The sequence below is a fragment of the Pseudomonas sp. JV241A genome (assembly GCF_900275665.1).
In the GTDB taxonomy this organism is placed as follows: Bacteria; Pseudomonadota; Gammaproteobacteria; order Pseudomonadales; family Pseudomonadaceae; genus Aquipseudomonas; species Aquipseudomonas wadenswilerensis.
In genome coordinates this window covers 226069-241469 of the sequence record NZ_OPYO01000032.1, presented here as the reverse complement: position 1 = coordinate 241469, position 15401 = coordinate 226069, and the positions used below count along the sequence as shown (strand labels likewise).

The window sequence follows — 15401 nt, the reverse complement described above, 5'->3', positions numbered from 1 at the left end:
AAAAAAATTAACGCGCGATCAACCGCTTAGCCGTAAACGGGCTCAGAAGTCATATTTGAACGTGGTCATCAGGTTGCGTGGCGCCCCGTAGTTGCCGTAAGACGACGCCATCGAGTAGTACTCGCGGTCGAAGGCGTTGTTGAGGTTGACCGTGGCGCTGAGGTTTTCGCTGATGTCGTAGCGCGCCATCAGGTTGACCAGCGCGTAGCTGCCCTGGTCGAAGCTGTGCAGGTCGAGGCCGACCTTGCTCTGCCAGTTGACGCCGCCGCCGACGGTGACTTTGTCGAGCATCCCGGGCAGGCGGTAGCTGGTGAAGGTCTTGAGGCTGTGGCGCGGATACACAGTGGCAATGCGCTCATCCTGGTTGTCGGTGGTCAGGGTGTAGGTGTATCCGGCAGACGCCTGCCAGCCCTCGGCCAGCTCGCCATTGAGCTCCATCTCCAGGCCCTTGGAGGTGGTGTCCTGCTTGGCATCGTAGACGTTGTCATGCAGCCAGATCGCCAGGTTGTCCTGTTCGAGCTTGAACAGCGCCAGGCTCGAGTTCAACTTGCCGTCGAAATGGCTGCCCTTGACGCCGACCTCGTAGCCGATGCCTTGCATCGGGTCGAGCGGCTTGTTGTTTTCATCAGTGACCCAGGAGGCCTGCGGGTTGAAGATCTTGGTATAGCTGGCGTACAGCGCCCAGGTTTCATCAAGGTCGTAGACCACACCGGCATAGGGGATGAATACTCCGGTTTCCTTGCGGCTGACTTCGGTTTTTTCGCCGCCGTATGGACGATCTTCGGTATCGCGTTTCCAGTCGATCACCCGGCTGCCGAGAATCAGGTTGAGATCGTCGGTCAGGTGCAGGCGCGAGGAGAGGTAGGCGGCGTACTGGGTCTCCTCCATCGAGGATTTGCCGCTGATGGTCCAGTCCGGCTTGGGCTGCTTGCCGTCCCAGTCGAAGATGTTATCCACCGCCGCACCCGGCGTTGCGTTGTAGTCGTAGCGCCAGCCGCCCCAGCTCGGCACGTTTTCGTTGTACTTGGACAGGGTCACGCCGCCAATCAGTTCATGCTCGCGACCGAACAGGCTGAACGGGCCGGTCAGGTACATGTCCAGGTTGTCCTGGCGCGGTGTGCCGGAAAAGCGTGTCGGCAACTGGGTCAGGCCGCTGCCGTCGGGCTGCAGGTTGCCCATGAGAAAGCCGAACACTTCGTCAAACTTGTTTTCCGAATGGCTGTACTCGATCTTGCCGCTCCAGCCATTGCCCAATTGCTGCTCCACCGAGGCGAAATAGCTGGTCTGTTCGTGGTCGTTGTAGGACCAGTCGGGGGCCATGTTGATCGAACGCTTGAGGTTGCTGCGTTCGCCGGTGCTGAAGCGGGTTGGCAAGCCGGTACGCAGCGGCGAGTCGACGTCGGTGCGCTGGTAGCTGAACCCCATGGTCAGCAGGGTGTCTTCGCTCAGGTCGAATTCGCTGATGCCATACAGCAACTGGCTTTCCATCTTGTAGCGGTCGACCCAGGCGCCTTCGGTCTTGTAGTCGGCGACCAGGCGGCCACGCACGTTGCCGCTTTCAGTCAGCGGCCTGGAGACGTCAAAGCCGGTGCCATAGCGGTCCCAGGTGCCCGCCGAGCCGGTAACGCTGGCCTGGCCCTCGGCTGTCGGGCGCTTGCGGATCAGGTTGATGGTCGCCGACGGGTTACCCATGCCGCTGATCAGGCCGCTGGCGCCGCGCACGATCTCGATGCGGTCATACATCGCCATGCTCTGGGTGTAGTTGTCCATCCGCGTGACGGTAGGGACGCCGTCGATCTCGTAGTTCTGAATGACGAAGCCGCGCGAATAATAGCTGTCGGTCTCGGCACCCAGGCCATCGCGCACGACGATCACCCCGGGGGTGGCTTCCAGCGCGTCGCTGAGGTTGGTCAGACGCTGATCATCCAAGCGTTGGCGAGTCATCACGGTCAGTGACTGCGGGGTTTCCTGCGGGGTGAGGTTAAGCCGCGTCGAGCTACTGGAGGAGTAAGTGGTATAGAGCCCGGTGCCTTCAGTGGTCGACCCCGGTGCCTTGCCGGAAATGCTCAGGGCATCCAGTTGCAAAGCGCTGCCCAGTTCCATCGGCAGGTCGATGACGAAGCTGCTGGCGTTGGGTTGGCTCAAGCGCGCGCTGCTGCCAGCGGTCAGTGCCTGCAGCGCCTGGGTCGGGCTCATGCGGCCCTTTACCCCGGGCGACGAGCGTCCGTTGAGCTGATTGGCGTCGTAGATCACCTGCAGCCCGCTCTGGGCGCTGAACTGGTCCAGGGCATCGGCCAAGGGTTGCGCCGGGATGTTGAAATCCTGCGACTGGGCCTGGGCAGGCTCGGCGGCCTGTACCGGTAGGCTCAGGGTGACGCAAAACAGGCTGGCCGCAAGGATGGCGCGGGCCAGCGGTTGACGGCTGAATACGAAATCGCGTGGGTACTGCATGTGTCCTCCCCCAGAGAATACAAACGATAATGCTTCTTATGTGGAGGTGTGACGCAGCAGGAACGGCAATTACCGAAAACTAAAAAAATTAATTCACCGGCTCAGCGCACGATGATCCATTGGCCGGCCAGGTGGCTGACGCTCAGGTTCTGATTGCGCGCCAGGGCATCGATCGCACTGCCGGCCTGGTCGAGGTTGAAGCTACCGCTGACCGGGCGCCGGCCGACCTGTTCGTCGATGTACAGCAGGCGACTGCCCTGATACTCGGCAAGTTGTTCCAGCACCTTGCGCAAGGGTACCTCGCGTACCCGCAACTGCCCGTCGCGCCAGGCCAGCAGGCGTTCGGCGTCGACCTTCTCGACCTGGTCCAGGCGGCTGCCGCTCAGGGTCACCCGTTCACCGGGGGCGAGCATGCGTTTGTCGCCGGCGCTGCTGACCTCGACCTTGCCCTTGAGCAGCACCACTTCATCGTGATCGCGACCGCGGCTGACAGAGAACCGCGTGCCCAGCACCTGCACCTGAGCATCATCGATATCGACCACGAAGGGCCGGCCATCGTGGGTCACTTCAATGAACATCTGCCCTTGCACCAGGCGCAGCTTGCGCACGGGGCCGCGCAGGTCGACATCGACGGCACTGGCGCTGTCGAGGGTCAGCCGCGAGCCATCGGCCAGCTGAATCTGCCGGCGTTCGCCAACGGCGGTGGCGACATCGCTGTTCAGGCGCTGCAGCAACGGCAGTTGCAGCATCACCAGGCCGCTGATCAGCAAGACGCTGGCGGCCACTGCCCAACCGCCCCAGGAGCGTGGTGCCGCGCGGCGTTCGATCTTGTGCAGGCGGCGTGCCGGCAGTTCCAGCTGTTGCCAGAACAGCTCGACTTCGGCAAAGGTGCGGGCGTTCTCCGGGTCCTGGCGCCACTGTTCGAAGGCCTGGCGCTGCTCGGCGCCGAGGTCGTCGGCGCGCAGCCGGGTAAACCAGTCCAGGGCTTGCTGGTCCCGGTCGCCAGGTTCGGTCGGATGGGAGGAATTTGGCGATGGGTTCATGGCAGGTCAGTCTTGTTTCGGTTATGCAGGGCAGCCGCGGCGCAATGGCTCAGGGCTTTGTTCAAATGACGCTCGACCGCACGCGGGTCGAGCCCCAGGCGTGCGCCGATGTCCTTGTAGCTTAATTGCTCGACCCGGGCGAGCAGAAACACCTCGCGGGTCGGCGAGGGCAGGCCGTCGATCAGGCGTTCAAGATGGTCAAGGGTGTTTCCGGCCACGGCACTGCGCTCGGGTGAGGTTTCGTTGAGCAGTTGCTCCAGCGCCTGCTCGTCATTGACCCCACGTACCTGGCTGCGCCGAGCATGGTCGATGCTCAGGTTGTTGGCGATGCGATACAAAAAGGCTCGCAGGTTGCCAACCTCGCCGCGCTCGCTGTGCATCAGCCGGACAAAGACATCTTGCAGAAGGTCGCGGGCGGTTTCCCGACAGCGCACGCGGCGGGTCAGAAAAGCCAGCAGTTCGCTGCGATGATGCTGATAGAGCAGCGACAGGCTGCGGTTGTCCTGGTCGTCGGACATGGCGTATGCGGGCCTCGGATAGGCAGGCAGTGGAGTCTGTGAAAACGCAGCCGATGCTAACGTTATTGAGAATTATTAACAAGTGCGTCGAAAGTACGTTGGTCGAAAAGAATAGTGCGCTTGCTAACGATTTCTGGATAATTGGATCCCGCCCACCGGATGGAAGCTTTTGTCATGGCTGTGAGCACTGCCTCGTCAACGTCACCCGCCAGCACCGCGACTGCCCAGAGCAGCCCGCTGGTGATGCGCATCATCGCCGCCTGTGCCCTGGCGCACTTGATCAACGATCTGATCCAGTCAGTACTGCCGTCGATCTACCCGCTGCTCAAGGCCAACTATGGTTTGACCTTTGCCCAGGTCGGGATGATCACCCTGACGTTCCAGATCACCGCCTCGTTGCTGCAGCCCTGGGTGGGTTTCTACACCGACCGCAAACCGATGCCGAACCTGTTGCCGCTGGGCACCCTGTGCACCCTGGTGGGCATTGTCATGCTCGCCTATGTCGGCAGTTTCCCGATGATTCTGCTGGCGGCGGCGCTGGTGGGCATTGGCTCGTCGACCTTCCACCCGGAAACCTCGCGTATCGCCCGGCTGGCCTCGGGTGGGCGTTTTGGCCTGGCGCAATCGACCTTCCAGGTCGGTGGCAACGCCGGCTCCGCCTTCGGCCCGTTGCTGGCGGCGGCGATCATCATTCCCTTCGGCCAGGGCAATGTGGTGTGGTTCGGCCTGTTCGCGGTCTGTGCCGTGCTGGTCACCTATGGCCTGAGCCGCTGGTACAAGGAACATCTGAACCTGTTCAAGGCCAAGCAGGGCCAGCGCGCCACCCACGGCCTTTCGCGCCAGCGGGTGATCGGCGCCCTGGTGGTGCTGGGGTTGCTGGTGTTCTCCAAGTACTTCTACATGTCCAGCTTCACCAGCTACTTCACGTTCTACCTGATCGAGAAGTTCGACCTCTCGGTGGCCAGCTCGCAGTTGCACCTGTTCCTGTTCCTCGGCGCGGTAGCGGCCGGGACCTTCTTCGGCGGGCCGATCGGTGACCGTATCGGGCGCAAGGCGGTGATCTGGTTCTCGATCCTCGGCGTGGCGCCCTTCACCCTGCTGCTGCCTTATGTCGACCTGTTCTGGACCAGCGTGCTCAGCGTCATCATCGGCTTCATCCTCGCCTCGGCGTTCTCGGCCATCGTCGTCTACGCGCAGGAGCTGGTGCCGGGCAATGTCGGCATGATCGCCGGGATCTTCTTCGGCCTGATGTTCGGCTTTGGCGGCATCGGTGCAGCCCTGCTGGGGTACCTGGCCGACTTCAAGGGCATCGAGTACGTCTACAGCCTGTGCTCGTACCTGCCGCTGTTCGGCCTGCTGGCAATCCTCCTGCCGTCCACCGGCAAGCGCTGAGGCCCCATCAGCGATGCCGATGGGCGCAGCTCATCGGCTGCCCGGCCAGCTCGCCGATCAGTGCCGCCAGGCATTCGGCTTCGGCGCGGTTCAGGCGGTCGCTGCGCAGTACTTGCTCGCCAACGCCGAAGCTGAAGTTCCAATCCAGGTCCATCAGGTAGTAAGCGGTACCCTCCACAGGGCTGCGCCATGTCGTGTGTGGCGCTTCGATGGCGTCGCCCATGAACTGCATGAAGGTTTCTTCGGCCACCTGAGCTTGCTGGTACTGCGCGGGCAAGGTGAAGTTCTCGCCGGCGCAGACAAACGGCTGGCCGGGCTCGAATTCGAAGAGGCGCACGATCTGCGCGGGGTCCGCTTCGATCCCGAGACGCCGGAACAGCTCGGCACTCGGCCGGTACAGCGGGCTGCACCAGAGGCTGTCATCACTGTCGCCGGTTTCATCCAGGGCATCGGCCGCAGCGGGCTCGAGCCAGCCGCGCGCCAGCAGCTGTCGCTCCAGGGCTTTCCAGTCCGCTGCGGGCAGGTGGCGATAGCGGGGGAAAATGAACTGATGATGCTCGGACATGCGCTGATCCTCTTCCATGATGGCGCGAGAGTAGCACGGCGAGATTGACGTCTGGCCCGGGCTTCACCTAGAGTGCCGACCTTCCTTTTTGCCTGTAGTCGACCCATGAACCGCTTTTCCCGTCCTCGCGCAATCCAGCCGGCTGTTATCCAGACCGTGGTGTGCGACTGGCCGTGTGACACGGTGCTCAAGCGTCGGCGCAGCGTGCTGTTCGCCTTTACCTTCTCGCCTCACCGTCACACCTCCTGACCTGGCGGCTGCATGCCCGGCGTTTTGCCGTGGCTGGCGCGCCTGTATCCGAATCTTTTTTACGGTCATGTATGCGCCTGCGCAGGTGCGATGTCGTGCCTGCGCCGGTGAGTCTGGAGTTGTGATGAATACGCGTTTGTTGCTGGGCTTGTTGTTTGCTGTCTCGGTGGTCGGTTTCAGCCTCGGGGCGAGCTTGCCGCTGGTGTCGCTGCGCTTGCTCGACGGCGGTGCCAGTACCTTGCAGATTGGTGTTGTCTCGGCGATTCCGGCGGCAGGGATGATGCTTTCTGCGTTCATGGTCGATGCCTGTTGCCGGCACCTGACCCGGCGCACCATCTACCTGCTGTGCTTCGGCCTGTGCACCCTGAGCATCGGCCTGCTCGAATGGGCTTTTTCTTCGATCTACCTGCTTGGCATGTTGCGCCTGGGGCTGGGTATCGGCATGGGGATCGCGATCATCCTCGGTGAGTCGTGGGTCAACGAGCTGAGCCCGGAGCACAACCGTGGCAAGATCATGGCCCTGTACGCTACCGCATTCACCGGGTTCCAGATGCTCGGCCCGGCGATGCTGGCGTTGCTCGGGGCGCACAGTACCTGGGTGACGACGGTGGTGACTGCCTGCTACGGCCTGGCGCTGCTGTGCATTGTGCTGACGGTACCCAATGATCATGTCGAGCATGGCGAGGAGGGCGGCAAGAGCTTTTCCCTGGCAGGCTTTTTCCGCGTGGCGCCGGCCTTGTGCATGGGCGTGCTGTTCTTCTCGTTCTTCGACGCGGTGATTCTTTCGCTGCTGCCGGTGTATGCCACCAACCATGCCTACGCAGTGGGCGTCGCGGCGTTGATGGTGACGGTGATCCTTACCGGCGACATGCTCTTCCAGCTGCCGATCGGCTGGCTGGCCGACCGCTGCGAACGCACCACCGTGCACCTGGTATGTGGCGTGGTGGCGATGCTGATTGGCCTGGCGCTACCGTGGCTGATCGGCATGCAATGGTTGCTGTGGCCGGCATTGGTGGTGCTCGGCGCGGTGGCGGGCGGGGTCTATACCCTCGCGCTGGTGCTGATCGGCCAGCAGTTCAAGGGCCAGGACCTGGTCACCGCCAATGCCAGCGTCGGCTTGCTCTGGGGTGTCGGCAGCCTGCTCGGGCCATTGCTCAGCGGCGCGGCCATGGACGTTGCGCCCCATGGCCTGCCGATGGCGTTGACGGCCATGGCGGCGCTGTTCGTGGTGTTCGCTCGCAGTGCCCGGCGTCGTGCATTCCGGGCTCAGCGCGCCGATCAGGGCGCGGCGTAGAACTCGCGTGCCAGGTGCCTTTCAGAAACGCTCGGGAACCATGCGCGAGGTGTAGCGGGTGCTTTTGTAGCGCCCGATCTTGCCGCGCTTGGGCAACTCGATCTTCTGCTTTTGGGTGATGTCCTCGTAGGGCACCTGTTTGAGAAAGTGGCTGATAATGTTCAGGCGCACCCGCCGCTTGTCCTCGGAAACGGCCACATACCAGGGGGCCCAGGAGGTATCGGAGGCGGCGAACATGTCATCCCGCGCACGGGTGTAGTCGTCCCAGCGGGTGAAGGACTTGAGGTCCATCGGGGTCAGTTTCCAGATCTTGCGCCCGTCGGTGATGCGCTCTTTCAGGCGCCGTTCCTGCTCTTGGGGGCTTACTTCCAGCCAGTACTTGATGAGAACGATACCGGAATCGACCAGCATCTTCTCGAACAATGGCACCACCGAAAGGAACTTGCTGGCCTGCTCCTCGGTACAGAATCCCATCACCCGCTCCACGCCGGCGCGGTTGTACCAACTGCGGTCGAAGATCACCACTTCCCCGGCCGAGGGCATGTGCTGTATGTAGCGCTGGGCGTACATCTGGCTTTTTTCCCGCTCGGTCGGCGCTGGCAGCGCCACCACGCGAAACACCCGCGGGCTGACGCGTTCGCTGATGGCCTTGATGGTGCCGCCCTTGCCGGCACCGTCGCGACCTTCGAAGACGATGCAGACTTTCAGGCCCTTGGCCACCACCCACTGCTGCAATTTGACCAGCTCGACGTGCAGGGCCTTGAGCGCTTGCTCGTACTCCTTGCGCGGGAGGCGTTCGTTGTTGCTTTGCTGTTCCTTCTTCTTAGCCATGCGCCAATACCTGGTCTGTGGACGGGAGGCGTTTGAATGCGGCTTTGAGTATAGACCTGGGTATTGGCCAGCGTTTGTACGCAACGCAGGCAAAGAAAAACCCCTTGAAGCATAGCCTCAAGGGGTTTCGGGCTCATCCGGATCCGGCAGGACCCAGGGAGCGGATCAGACGTTGAAGCGGAAGTGCATCACATCACCGTCCTTGACGATGTAGTCCTTGCCTTCCAGACGCCATTTGCCGGCTTCCTTCGCGCCGCCTTCACCCTTGTACTGGATGAAGTCGTCATAGGCGACCACTTCGGCACGGATGAAGCCTTTCTCGAAGTCGGTGTGGATCACGCCGGCTGCTTGCGGGGCGGTGGCGCCGACGCGGACGGTCCAGGCGCGGACTTCCTGCACGCCGGCAGTGAAGTAGGTCTGCAGGTTGAGCAGCGAGTAACCGGCGCGGATCACGCGGTTCAGGCCTGGCTCTTCGAGGCCCAGGGCTTCGAGGAACATGTCCTTCTCTTCACCGTCGTCGAGCTCGGCGATTTCAGCTTCGATCTTGTTGCACACCGGCACCACGATCGCGCCTTCTTCTTCGGCGATCGCGCGGACCGCGTCCAGGTGCGGGTTGTTGTCGAAACCGTCTTCGGCAACGTTGGCGATGTACATCACCGGCTTGCTGGTCAGCAGGTGGAAGCCGCGGATCAGGGCCTTCTCGTCGTCCGCCATGTTCTTCATCAGGCTGCGCGCTGGCTTGCCTTCGGTGAAGTGCGGGATCAGTTTTTCGAGGATGGCTTTCTGTGCCAGGGCATCCTTGTCACCGCCCTTGGCGTTGCGCGCAACCTTCTGCAGTTGCTTCTCGCAGCTGTCGAGATCGGCGAAGATCAGTTCCAGGTCGATGATCTCGATGTCGCGCTTGGGGTGGACGCTGTTGGAGACGTGAATCACGTTCTCGTCTTCGAAGCAGCGCACCACGTGGGCGATGGCGTCGGTCTCGCGGATGTTGGCGAGGAACTTGTTGCCCAGGCCTTCACCTTTCGAGGCACCGGCGACCAGGCCGGCGATGTCGACGAATTCCATGGTGGTCGGCAGCACGCGGTTCGGCTTGACGATGGCCGCCAGGGCGTCCAGGCGCGCATCAGGCATCGGCACGATGCCGCTGTTCGGCTCGATGGTGCAGAACGGGAAGTTCTCAGCGGCGATGCCGGATTTGGTCAAGGCGTTGAACAGGGTGGACTTGCCGACGTTGGGCAGGCCGACGATGCCGCAATTGAAACCCATGGTGAATCCCTCTTCGTGGAGTCAGGCCTTTTGGCTGTGCAGCTCTCTCATCGCACGCGTCCAGTCGCCGGCGAGGATGTCCGGCAGCACGCCGAGGGCAAAATCGATACTGGCGTCCAGCTTCTCCTGCTCGGCGCGTGGCGCCTTGCCGAGGACGAAACCGGAGACCCTGCTGCTGTCACCCGGGTGGCCGATGCCAAGCCGCAGACGGTGAAAGTCATTCTGGTTGCCGAGCTGGGCGATGATGTCGCGCAGCCCGTTGTGCCCGCCATGGCCGCCGCCCTTCTTGAGCTTGGCGACGCCGGGAGGCAGGTCGAGTTCGTCGTGGGCCACCAGGATGGCATCTGGCGGGATGCGGAAAAAATTCGCCAGTGCAGCAACGGCTTGGCCGCTGCGGTTCATGTAGGTGGTCGGAATCAGAAGACGAACGTCGTTGCCCTGATGGCTGAATTTTGCCGTCAGGCCGAAATACTTGCGATCAGCCGTCAGGTTGACGCGCTGGGCGCTGGCAATGCGTTCTACGAAAAGAGCCCCTGCGTTATGCCGGGTCTGTTCGTATTCGGGGCCGGGGTTTCCCAGGCCGACGATCAGTTGGATGGCGGTCACGTCAGGGGCTCTTCCTTGGAGTTGTGGGTTACAGCGCTGGGCGCTGTAACCCGGTCAACACCGGCGTGCCGAGTAGATTACTCAGCAGCGCCTTCTGCAGCTTCAGGCGCAACACGCGGAGCGTGAACGTTGGCAACAGCCAGGTCGTTACCGTGAGCCAGAGCGACGAATTCAACGCCTTTCGGAGCTTTGAGGTCCGACAGGTGGATGATCGCGCCGACGGCGGCGTTGGCCAGGTCGACTTCGATGAACTCAGGCAGGTCTTTGGCTTCGCAGGAAACTTCGATCTCGTTGATAACGTGGGAGATCTCGCCGCCTTTCTTGACCGGAGCTTCTTCGTTGATGAAGTGCACAGGGACTTTGGCGGTCAGTTTCTGGCCAGCAACAACGCGGACGAAGTCGGCGTGCAGGATGAACTGCTTGGCTGGGTGACGCTGCATCGCTTTAACAACGACATTTTCTTTCTTGCCGTCGATGTTCAGTTCGATAACGTGGCTGTAAGCAGCTTCGTTTTCGAACAGTTTGGCGATTTCCTTGGCCACGATGGTCAGGGATTGCGCTTCTTTGTCACCACCGTAAACAACGGCAGGGATCTGGGCGGCGAGACGACGCAGGCGGCGGCTCGCACCTTTCCCCAGGTCGGTACGCGCTTGGGCGTTCAGAGTGAAATCAGTCATTTTGTATCTCCAAAATAGCCATCTCCCGCAGGCGTTTGCGACCAGCGCCAAACGGGGTGGGCAAAAAAGCCCCGCCCCAACAACCAGTGTTGGGGCGGGGCGCTTTTCGTCAACGAGAGGTTCGCGAGGGTAAAACCCTCAGCGGAACATCGCGCTGATCGATTCTTCATTGCTGATGCGGCGAACCGCTTCGGCAACAACCGGTGCGATATCCAGTTGACGGATACGGTCACAGGCTTGTGCTGCAGCGGACAGCGGGATGGTGTTGGTCACCACCAGTGCGTCCAGCACGGAGTTCTCGATATTCTCGATCGCCCGACCCGACAGGACAGGGTGCGTGCAGTAGGCGTAAACCTTGGCAGCGCCGTGTTCTTTCAGGGCCTTGGCCGCGTGGCACAGGGTGCCGGCGGTGTCGACCATGTCGTCGACGAGAATACAGGTACGTCCTTCGACGTCGCCGATGATATGCATCACTTCGGAGTGATTGGCCTTTTCACGGCGTTTGTCGATGATACCCAGATCAACGCCCAGGGACTTGGCAACAGCACGTGCACGCACGACGCCGCCGATGTCCGGGGACACGATCATGAGGTTCTCGAAACGCTGGTCTTCGATGTCATCCACCAGAACGGGGGAGCCGTAGATGTTATCTACCGGAATATCGAAGAAACCCTGGATCTGGTCAGCGTGCAGGTCGACGGTGAGAACACGGTCGATACCTACGACGGTGAGCATGTCAGCGACGACTTTGGCGCTGATAGCTACACGCGCCGAACGCGGACGGCGATCCTGGCGGGCATATCCGAAGTAAGGAATCACGGCAGTGATTCGGGAAGCTGAGGAGCGGCGGAAGGCATCGGCCATCACTACCAGTTCCATCAGGTTATCGTTGGTTGGCGCGCAAGTCGGCTGAATGATGAAAACGTCCTTGCCACGAACATTTTCATTAATCTCAGTGCTGATTTCGCCGTCGGAGAATTTCCCGACAGAAACATCACCCAGTGGGATATGCAGCTGACGTACGACACGCCGAGCCAGATCGGGGTTAGCGTTCCCCGTAAAGACCATCATCTTGGACACGCGCAGTACCTGAAGGCTGAGGGTATACCTGGATGAGTATAAGGAAAATGGCAGGGGCGGCTGGATTCGAACCAACGCATGGCAGGATCAAAACCTGCTGCCTTACCGCTTGGCGACGCCCCTGTATCTGTTGCTGCGAGCACCTGGTGCTCGATTCCTAGAGCAGACTCTGCAGCGTGCGATGCAACATCGAAATGTTACTTCCCTTAGCTACAAACCCTGTTTGGGTCTCTGCAAGAAGGGCCAAAACTTTATCAGCTTCAGCTTTGTTTGGGAAGGCCCCAAACACACAACTTCCAGTTCCGGTAAGCCGAGCATCAGTGAATTCGTTTAACAAATTCAACGATTTGCGTACCTCTGGGTAACGCTGCTCTACCACCGGTTGGCAGTCATTTCGACTGTTTCCCTTGGGAACGGGGCGCATCTTAAGGGGCAAGGAATCACGTGTCAACAGCGGATCTGAAAAAATTTCTGCTGTGCTAACAAATACTTGCGGGACCAGCACGACGTACCAGGGCTCTTCGGGGTCGACCGGGGTCAGCTTCTCGCCCACGCCCTCGGCGAACGCCGCATGGCCACGGACAAAAACCGGTACGTCAGCACCCAGGGTCAGGCCCAGCTCGGCCAGTTGGTCTTCGCTCAAGCCCAGTTGCCACAAATGGTTGAGGCCGAGCAGGGTGGTGGCGGCGTCGGAGCTGCCGCCGCCAATGCCGCCGCCCATGGGCAGGATTTTCTTCAGCCAGATATCCACGCCCTGGCTGCAACCGGTCAGGGCCTTGAGCTTGCGCGCGGCCTTGACGATCAGGTTGCTGTCATGGGGAACGTTGTCGATCTCGGTGTGCAGGCGAATTTCACCGTCTTCGCGCAGGGCAAAGGAAAGCTCGTCGGCACGGTCGAGAAACTGGAACAGGGTTTCCAGCTCATGGTAACCGTCGGGGCGGCGGCCAAGAATGTGCAGCATCAGGTTGAGCTTGGCCGGTGCCGGCAGGGTCAGGGTTGCAGTGTTCATAGATCAGTGGCCCAGTTGCCGTGGTTGCCAGTCCTTGACCACCAGGGTCACGTCGAGGTTTTGCCCGTGCAGCTTGATGCGCTCGGGCAGCCAGTAGCCGTTCTGTTCGGCGTAGCTCAGGTACTGCACGTCCCAGCCGTCCTGCTTGAGGCTGGCCAGGCGGCTGTCGCCGTCGAGGGTCAGCTGGCTCTTGCTGTCGGGGGCGGGCAGGCCGCGAATCCACCAGACCAGGTGCGAAATCGGCAGCTCCCAGCCCAGTTGTTCTTCGAGCAGGGCTTCCGGGCTTTGCGCCTCGAAGCGGCCCTGGTTGGCGACTTCGAGGGTGACGCCGCCGGGGCGCCCGGTCAGGCGTGCGGCGCCGCGGCCCAGCGGTCCGGACAGGCGGATGTCGTAGTAATCCTGGCGTTGCAGCCAGAACAGCGTGCCGCTGCCGGAGTCTTTCGGCGCGCGGATACCGACCTTGCCGTTGATCTGCCAGCCATCGAGGGTGCTCAGCTGTTGCTTGTGCTCGCGCCACAGCTGTGGGCTGCCCTCGCCCCGCAGGGCCTCGCGGGAGCCGAAGCCGGCACAGCCGGCAAGCAGGGCGATCAGGCAAAAGGTGATGCAGTGGCGCAAAAACATAGGCTTATAGAGTCTCGGATCCGGTCAGGCGCAGGACGGTCTTGCGCAGGATGGGGCTGTCGGGCTGGGCTTCGAAGGCCTTGGCCCAGACCTGGCGGGCTTCGCGGCGCTTGCCGTTGGCCCAGAGTACTTCACCCAGGTGAGCGGCGACCTCGTGGTCGGGGAAACGCTCAAGGGCCTGGCGCAACAGGCGCTCGGCTTCGTCAAGGTTGCCCATGCGGTAGTTGACCCAGCCGAGGCTGTCGAGCACCGCCGGATCGTCCGGGGTGATCTGGTGAGCCTTGTCGATCAGCGCCTTGGCTTCGGCGTAACGGCTGGTGCGGTCTGCCAAGGTGTAGCCAAGGGCGTTGAGGGCCATGGCATTTTCCGGCTCGCGGCTGATGATGCTGCGCAGATCCTTTTCCATCTGGGTCAGGTCGTTGCGTTTTTCCGCCAGCATGGCCCGGGTGTAGAGCAGGTTGAGGTCGTCCGGGTACTGCTTGATCGCCTGCTGCAGAACCTGCCCGGCCTGGGCGTCCTTGTCGTTGTTGCCCAAGGCTTCGGCTTCGATCAGGTACAGCTGGATGGCGTAGTCGGGCTGGGCGTCGCGGGCTGCGGCCAGGCGCCGCGAGGCCTCGGCGCTGCGGCCGTTGGCGATGAGGATATCGGCCTGGCGCAGTTGCGCCGGCAGATAGTCGTTGCCGGGGCCGACCAGGGCGTATTCGTTCAGGGCGCTTTCGGGGTCGTTGCGCTCTTCATGAATGCGGCCCAGGTTCAGGTGTGCCGAATCGACATGGCTGTCGCGGGCGATCAGCTCTTCGAGGTAGCCGGCGCCTTCGTCCCAGTCCTTGGTTTCCAGGCTGACCAGGGCCAGCGAGTAACGCAGTTCGTCGTCATCCGGGTACTGCTGGACCAGGCTGACGAATTCGGCTTTGGCGTCAGCCAGGCGATCCTGTTCGACCAGCATGCGCGCATAGGTCAGGCGCAGGCGTTTGTCGTCCGGGTACTGGCGAATGGTTTTTTGCAGCAGCGGCAGGGCTTCCTTGCCGCGCTCCAGGCCTTGCAACAGGCGGGCGCGCAGCAGTACCGGGGCAATCTCGCCAGCCTCGGGCGGGTGTTCTTCGAGCAGGTCGAGGGCGGCCTGGGCCTTGCCATCCTGTTGCAGCAGCAGGGCCTTGCCGAACACCAGCTGACCGTTGTCGGGGTATTTCACCAGCAGGCGATCGAAACTGTTTTGCAGGCCGGCGCGGGTGTCCGGGTCGGTTTCGAGCGCTGACAGCGCGAGGAAATCAAAGTGCGTGTCGCCCTGGCCCTGCAGGACCTTTTCCATGTAGACCATGGACTCGTCATAGCGGCCGCCGCGGGCCAGCTGGATAGCAGCGGCGCGCTGGGCGTCGAGGTTGTTCGGGTCGTTCTTGGCCCAGATCAGCGAGGTGTCCAGGGCGGCCTGGTCGGCGCCCAGGTACTCGGCGATGCGGTAGGCGCGCTCGGAAATGCCCGGATCCTGGGTCTTGATCGCCTGGCTGACATAGTTGTCCAGGGCGATGTCGAAACGGTCGCGCTGGCCGGCAAGTTCGGCAGTCAACAGGCTGTACACGGTGTCCTGGCTGAACGATCCGTAGACGGTGGGCTTGGCCGGTTGCACCGGAGCGGCATCTGCAGGCGCCTTGGCATCCGGTGAACTCGGAGCCAGGGTCTGGCAGCCCTGGAGCAAGGCAAGGGCAAGGAGCAACGCGTAGGATCTATTCATAATCGGGATTTGGGCGGCTTACCAGCGGTCGGATCATCATGACACAAGCGCCGGGGCAAACCCATAAGCG

The 15401-nt window shown here is 62.0% G+C and carries 15 protein-coding genes and 1 tRNA gene; 3 read left to right on the top strand and 13 right to left on the bottom strand.

All coding sequences use genetic code 11. The features are described 5' to 3' along the window. Positions 1 to 42: 42 nt before the first annotated feature. From JV241A_RS21225 to JV241A_RS21215, 3 genes are all read right to left on the bottom strand, one after another. Complete coding sequence (locus tag JV241A_RS21225) at positions 43 to 2451, bottom strand: TonB-dependent siderophore receptor (protein ID WP_134064325.1); 2409 nt, start codon at positions 2449 to 2451, stop codon at positions 43 to 45. Between the two features lie 101 nt (positions 2452 to 2552). Next, complete coding sequence (locus JV241A_RS21220; protein ID WP_134064323.1) at positions 2553 to 3494, bottom strand: FecR family protein; 942 nt, start codon at positions 3492 to 3494, stop codon at positions 2553 to 2555. Beyond that, positions 3491 to 4012: an RNA polymerase sigma factor gene (locus JV241A_RS21215; protein WP_134064321.1), complete on the bottom strand. Its 522-nt coding sequence runs from the start codon at positions 4010 to 4012 to the stop codon at positions 3491 to 3493. The genes JV241A_RS21220 and JV241A_RS21215 overlap by 4 nt, the downstream gene beginning before the upstream one ends. 174 nt (positions 4013 to 4186) lie before the next feature. On the opposite strand from JV241A_RS21215, the gene JV241A_RS21210 reads away from it, so the two are divergent. Further along, positions 4187 to 5404 (top strand): MFS transporter, encoded by a 1218-nt coding sequence (locus tag JV241A_RS21210; RefSeq protein WP_134064319.1) that lies wholly within the window; start codon positions 4187 to 4189, stop codon positions 5402 to 5404. A gap of 7 nt (positions 5405 to 5411) precedes the next feature. Here the strand turns inward: JV241A_RS21210 and JV241A_RS21205 are convergent, their stop codons facing one another. Then, positions 5412 to 5969: a hypothetical protein gene (locus JV241A_RS21205; RefSeq protein WP_134064317.1), complete on the bottom strand. Its 558-nt coding sequence runs from the start codon at positions 5967 to 5969 to the stop codon at positions 5412 to 5414. Positions 5970 to 6074: 105 nt separating this feature from the next. Here JV241A_RS21205 and JV241A_RS27495 point away from each other — a divergent pair, with 105 nt between their 5' ends. Together JV241A_RS27495 and JV241A_RS21200 are read left to right on the top strand one after the other, a co-directional pair. Continuing rightward, the gene (locus JV241A_RS27495; RefSeq protein ID WP_166675727.1) at positions 6075 to 6218 is read left to right on the top strand and encodes a hypothetical protein; all 144 of its coding nucleotides are present in this window, start codon (positions 6075 to 6077) and stop codon (positions 6216 to 6218) included. Positions 6219 to 6342: 124 nt separating this feature from the next. Beyond that, complete coding sequence (locus tag JV241A_RS21200; RefSeq protein ID WP_134064315.1) at positions 6343 to 7512, top strand: MFS transporter; 1170 nt, start codon at positions 6343 to 6345, stop codon at positions 7510 to 7512. 21 nt (positions 7513 to 7533) lie between these two features. Here JV241A_RS21200 and ppk2 read toward each other — a convergent pair whose 3' ends face one another. The 9 genes from ppk2 to JV241A_RS21155 form a co-directional block, all read right to left on the bottom strand. Then, positions 7534 to 8343: a polyphosphate kinase 2 gene (gene ppk2 / locus JV241A_RS21195; RefSeq protein ID WP_115088761.1), complete on the bottom strand. Its 810-nt coding sequence runs from the start codon at positions 8341 to 8343 to the stop codon at positions 7534 to 7536. 165 nt (positions 8344 to 8508) lie between these two features. Next, positions 8509 to 9609, bottom strand: a complete 1101-nt coding sequence (gene ychF, locus JV241A_RS21190) for a redox-regulated ATPase YchF (RefSeq protein WP_115088760.1) — start codon at positions 9607 to 9609, stop codon at positions 8509 to 8511. Between the two features lie 21 nt (positions 9610 to 9630). Next, complete coding sequence (gene pth / locus JV241A_RS21185) at positions 9631 to 10215, bottom strand: aminoacyl-tRNA hydrolase (RefSeq protein ID WP_038997179.1); 585 nt, start codon at positions 10213 to 10215, stop codon at positions 9631 to 9633. A 77-nt stretch (positions 10216 to 10292) separates the two neighbouring features. Further along, positions 10293 to 10892, bottom strand: a complete 600-nt coding sequence (locus JV241A_RS21180; RefSeq protein WP_115088759.1) for a 50S ribosomal protein L25/general stress protein Ctc — start codon at positions 10890 to 10892, stop codon at positions 10293 to 10295. Positions 10893 to 11030: 138 nt separating this feature from the next. Next, positions 11031 to 11972, bottom strand: a complete 942-nt coding sequence (locus JV241A_RS21175) for a ribose-phosphate pyrophosphokinase (protein WP_010225730.1) — start codon at positions 11970 to 11972, stop codon at positions 11031 to 11033. Between the two features lie 48 nt (positions 11973 to 12020). Continuing rightward, positions 12021 to 12095, bottom strand: a tRNA-Gln gene (locus JV241A_RS21170). A 34-nt stretch (positions 12096 to 12129) separates the two neighbouring features. Beyond that, positions 12130 to 12981, bottom strand: a complete 852-nt coding sequence (gene ispE / locus JV241A_RS21165) for a 4-(cytidine 5'-diphospho)-2-C-methyl-D-erythritol kinase (protein ID WP_134064312.1) — start codon at positions 12979 to 12981, stop codon at positions 12130 to 12132. A gap of 3 nt (positions 12982 to 12984) precedes the next feature. After that, positions 12985 to 13602 (bottom strand): lipoprotein insertase outer membrane protein LolB, encoded by a 618-nt coding sequence (gene lolB / locus JV241A_RS21160; RefSeq protein ID WP_115088757.1) that lies wholly within the window; start codon positions 13600 to 13602, stop codon positions 12985 to 12987. 4 nt (positions 13603 to 13606) lie between these two features. Continuing rightward, positions 13607 to 15331 (bottom strand): tetratricopeptide repeat protein, encoded by a 1725-nt coding sequence (locus JV241A_RS21155; protein ID WP_115088756.1) that lies wholly within the window; start codon positions 15329 to 15331, stop codon positions 13607 to 13609. Positions 15332 to 15401: the final 70 nt, after the last annotated feature.

What these genes read in the sequence shown, in the direction of transcription:
- JV241A_RS21180 (WP_115088759.1), bottom strand. Translation starts at nt 10,892, where the DNA reads ATGACTGATTTCACTCTGAACGCCCAAGCGCGTACCGACCTGGGGAAA.
- JV241A_RS21155 (WP_115088756.1), bottom strand. Translation starts at nt 15,331, where the DNA reads ATGAATAGATCCTACGCGTTGCTCCTTGCCCTTGCCTTGCTCCAGGGC.
- JV241A_RS21215 (WP_134064321.1), bottom strand. Translation starts at nt 4,012, where the DNA reads ATGTCCGACGACCAGGACAACCGCAGCCTGTCGCTGCTCTATCAGCAT.
- ychF (WP_115088760.1), bottom strand. Translation starts at nt 9,609, where the DNA reads ATGGGTTTCAATTGCGGCATCGTCGGCCTGCCCAACGTCGGCAAGTCC.
- lolB (WP_115088757.1), bottom strand. Translation starts at nt 13,602, where the DNA reads ATGTTTTTGCGCCACTGCATCACCTTTTGCCTGATCGCCCTGCTTGCC.
- ppk2 (WP_115088761.1), bottom strand. Translation starts at nt 8,343, where the DNA reads ATGGCTAAGAAGAAGGAACAGCAAAGCAACAACGAACGCCTCCCGCGC.
- ispE (WP_134064312.1), bottom strand. Translation starts at nt 12,981, where the DNA reads ATGAACACTGCAACCCTGACCCTGCCGGCACCGGCCAAGCTCAACCTG.
- JV241A_RS21200 (WP_134064315.1), top strand. Translation starts at nt 6,343, where the DNA reads ATGAATACGCGTTTGTTGCTGGGCTTGTTGTTTGCTGTCTCGGTGGTC.
- JV241A_RS21220 (WP_134064323.1), bottom strand. Translation starts at nt 3,494, where the DNA reads ATGAACCCATCGCCAAATTCCTCCCATCCGACCGAACCTGGCGACCGG.
- JV241A_RS21225 (WP_134064325.1), bottom strand. Translation starts at nt 2,451, where the DNA reads ATGCAGTACCCACGCGATTTCGTATTCAGCCGTCAACCGCTGGCCCGC.
- JV241A_RS21210 (WP_134064319.1), top strand. Translation starts at nt 4,187, where the DNA reads ATGGCTGTGAGCACTGCCTCGTCAACGTCACCCGCCAGCACCGCGACT.
- JV241A_RS27495 (WP_166675727.1), top strand. Translation starts at nt 6,075, where the DNA reads ATGAACCGCTTTTCCCGTCCTCGCGCAATCCAGCCGGCTGTTATCCAG.
- JV241A_RS21205 (WP_134064317.1), bottom strand. Translation starts at nt 5,969, where the DNA reads ATGTCCGAGCATCATCAGTTCATTTTCCCCCGCTATCGCCACCTGCCC.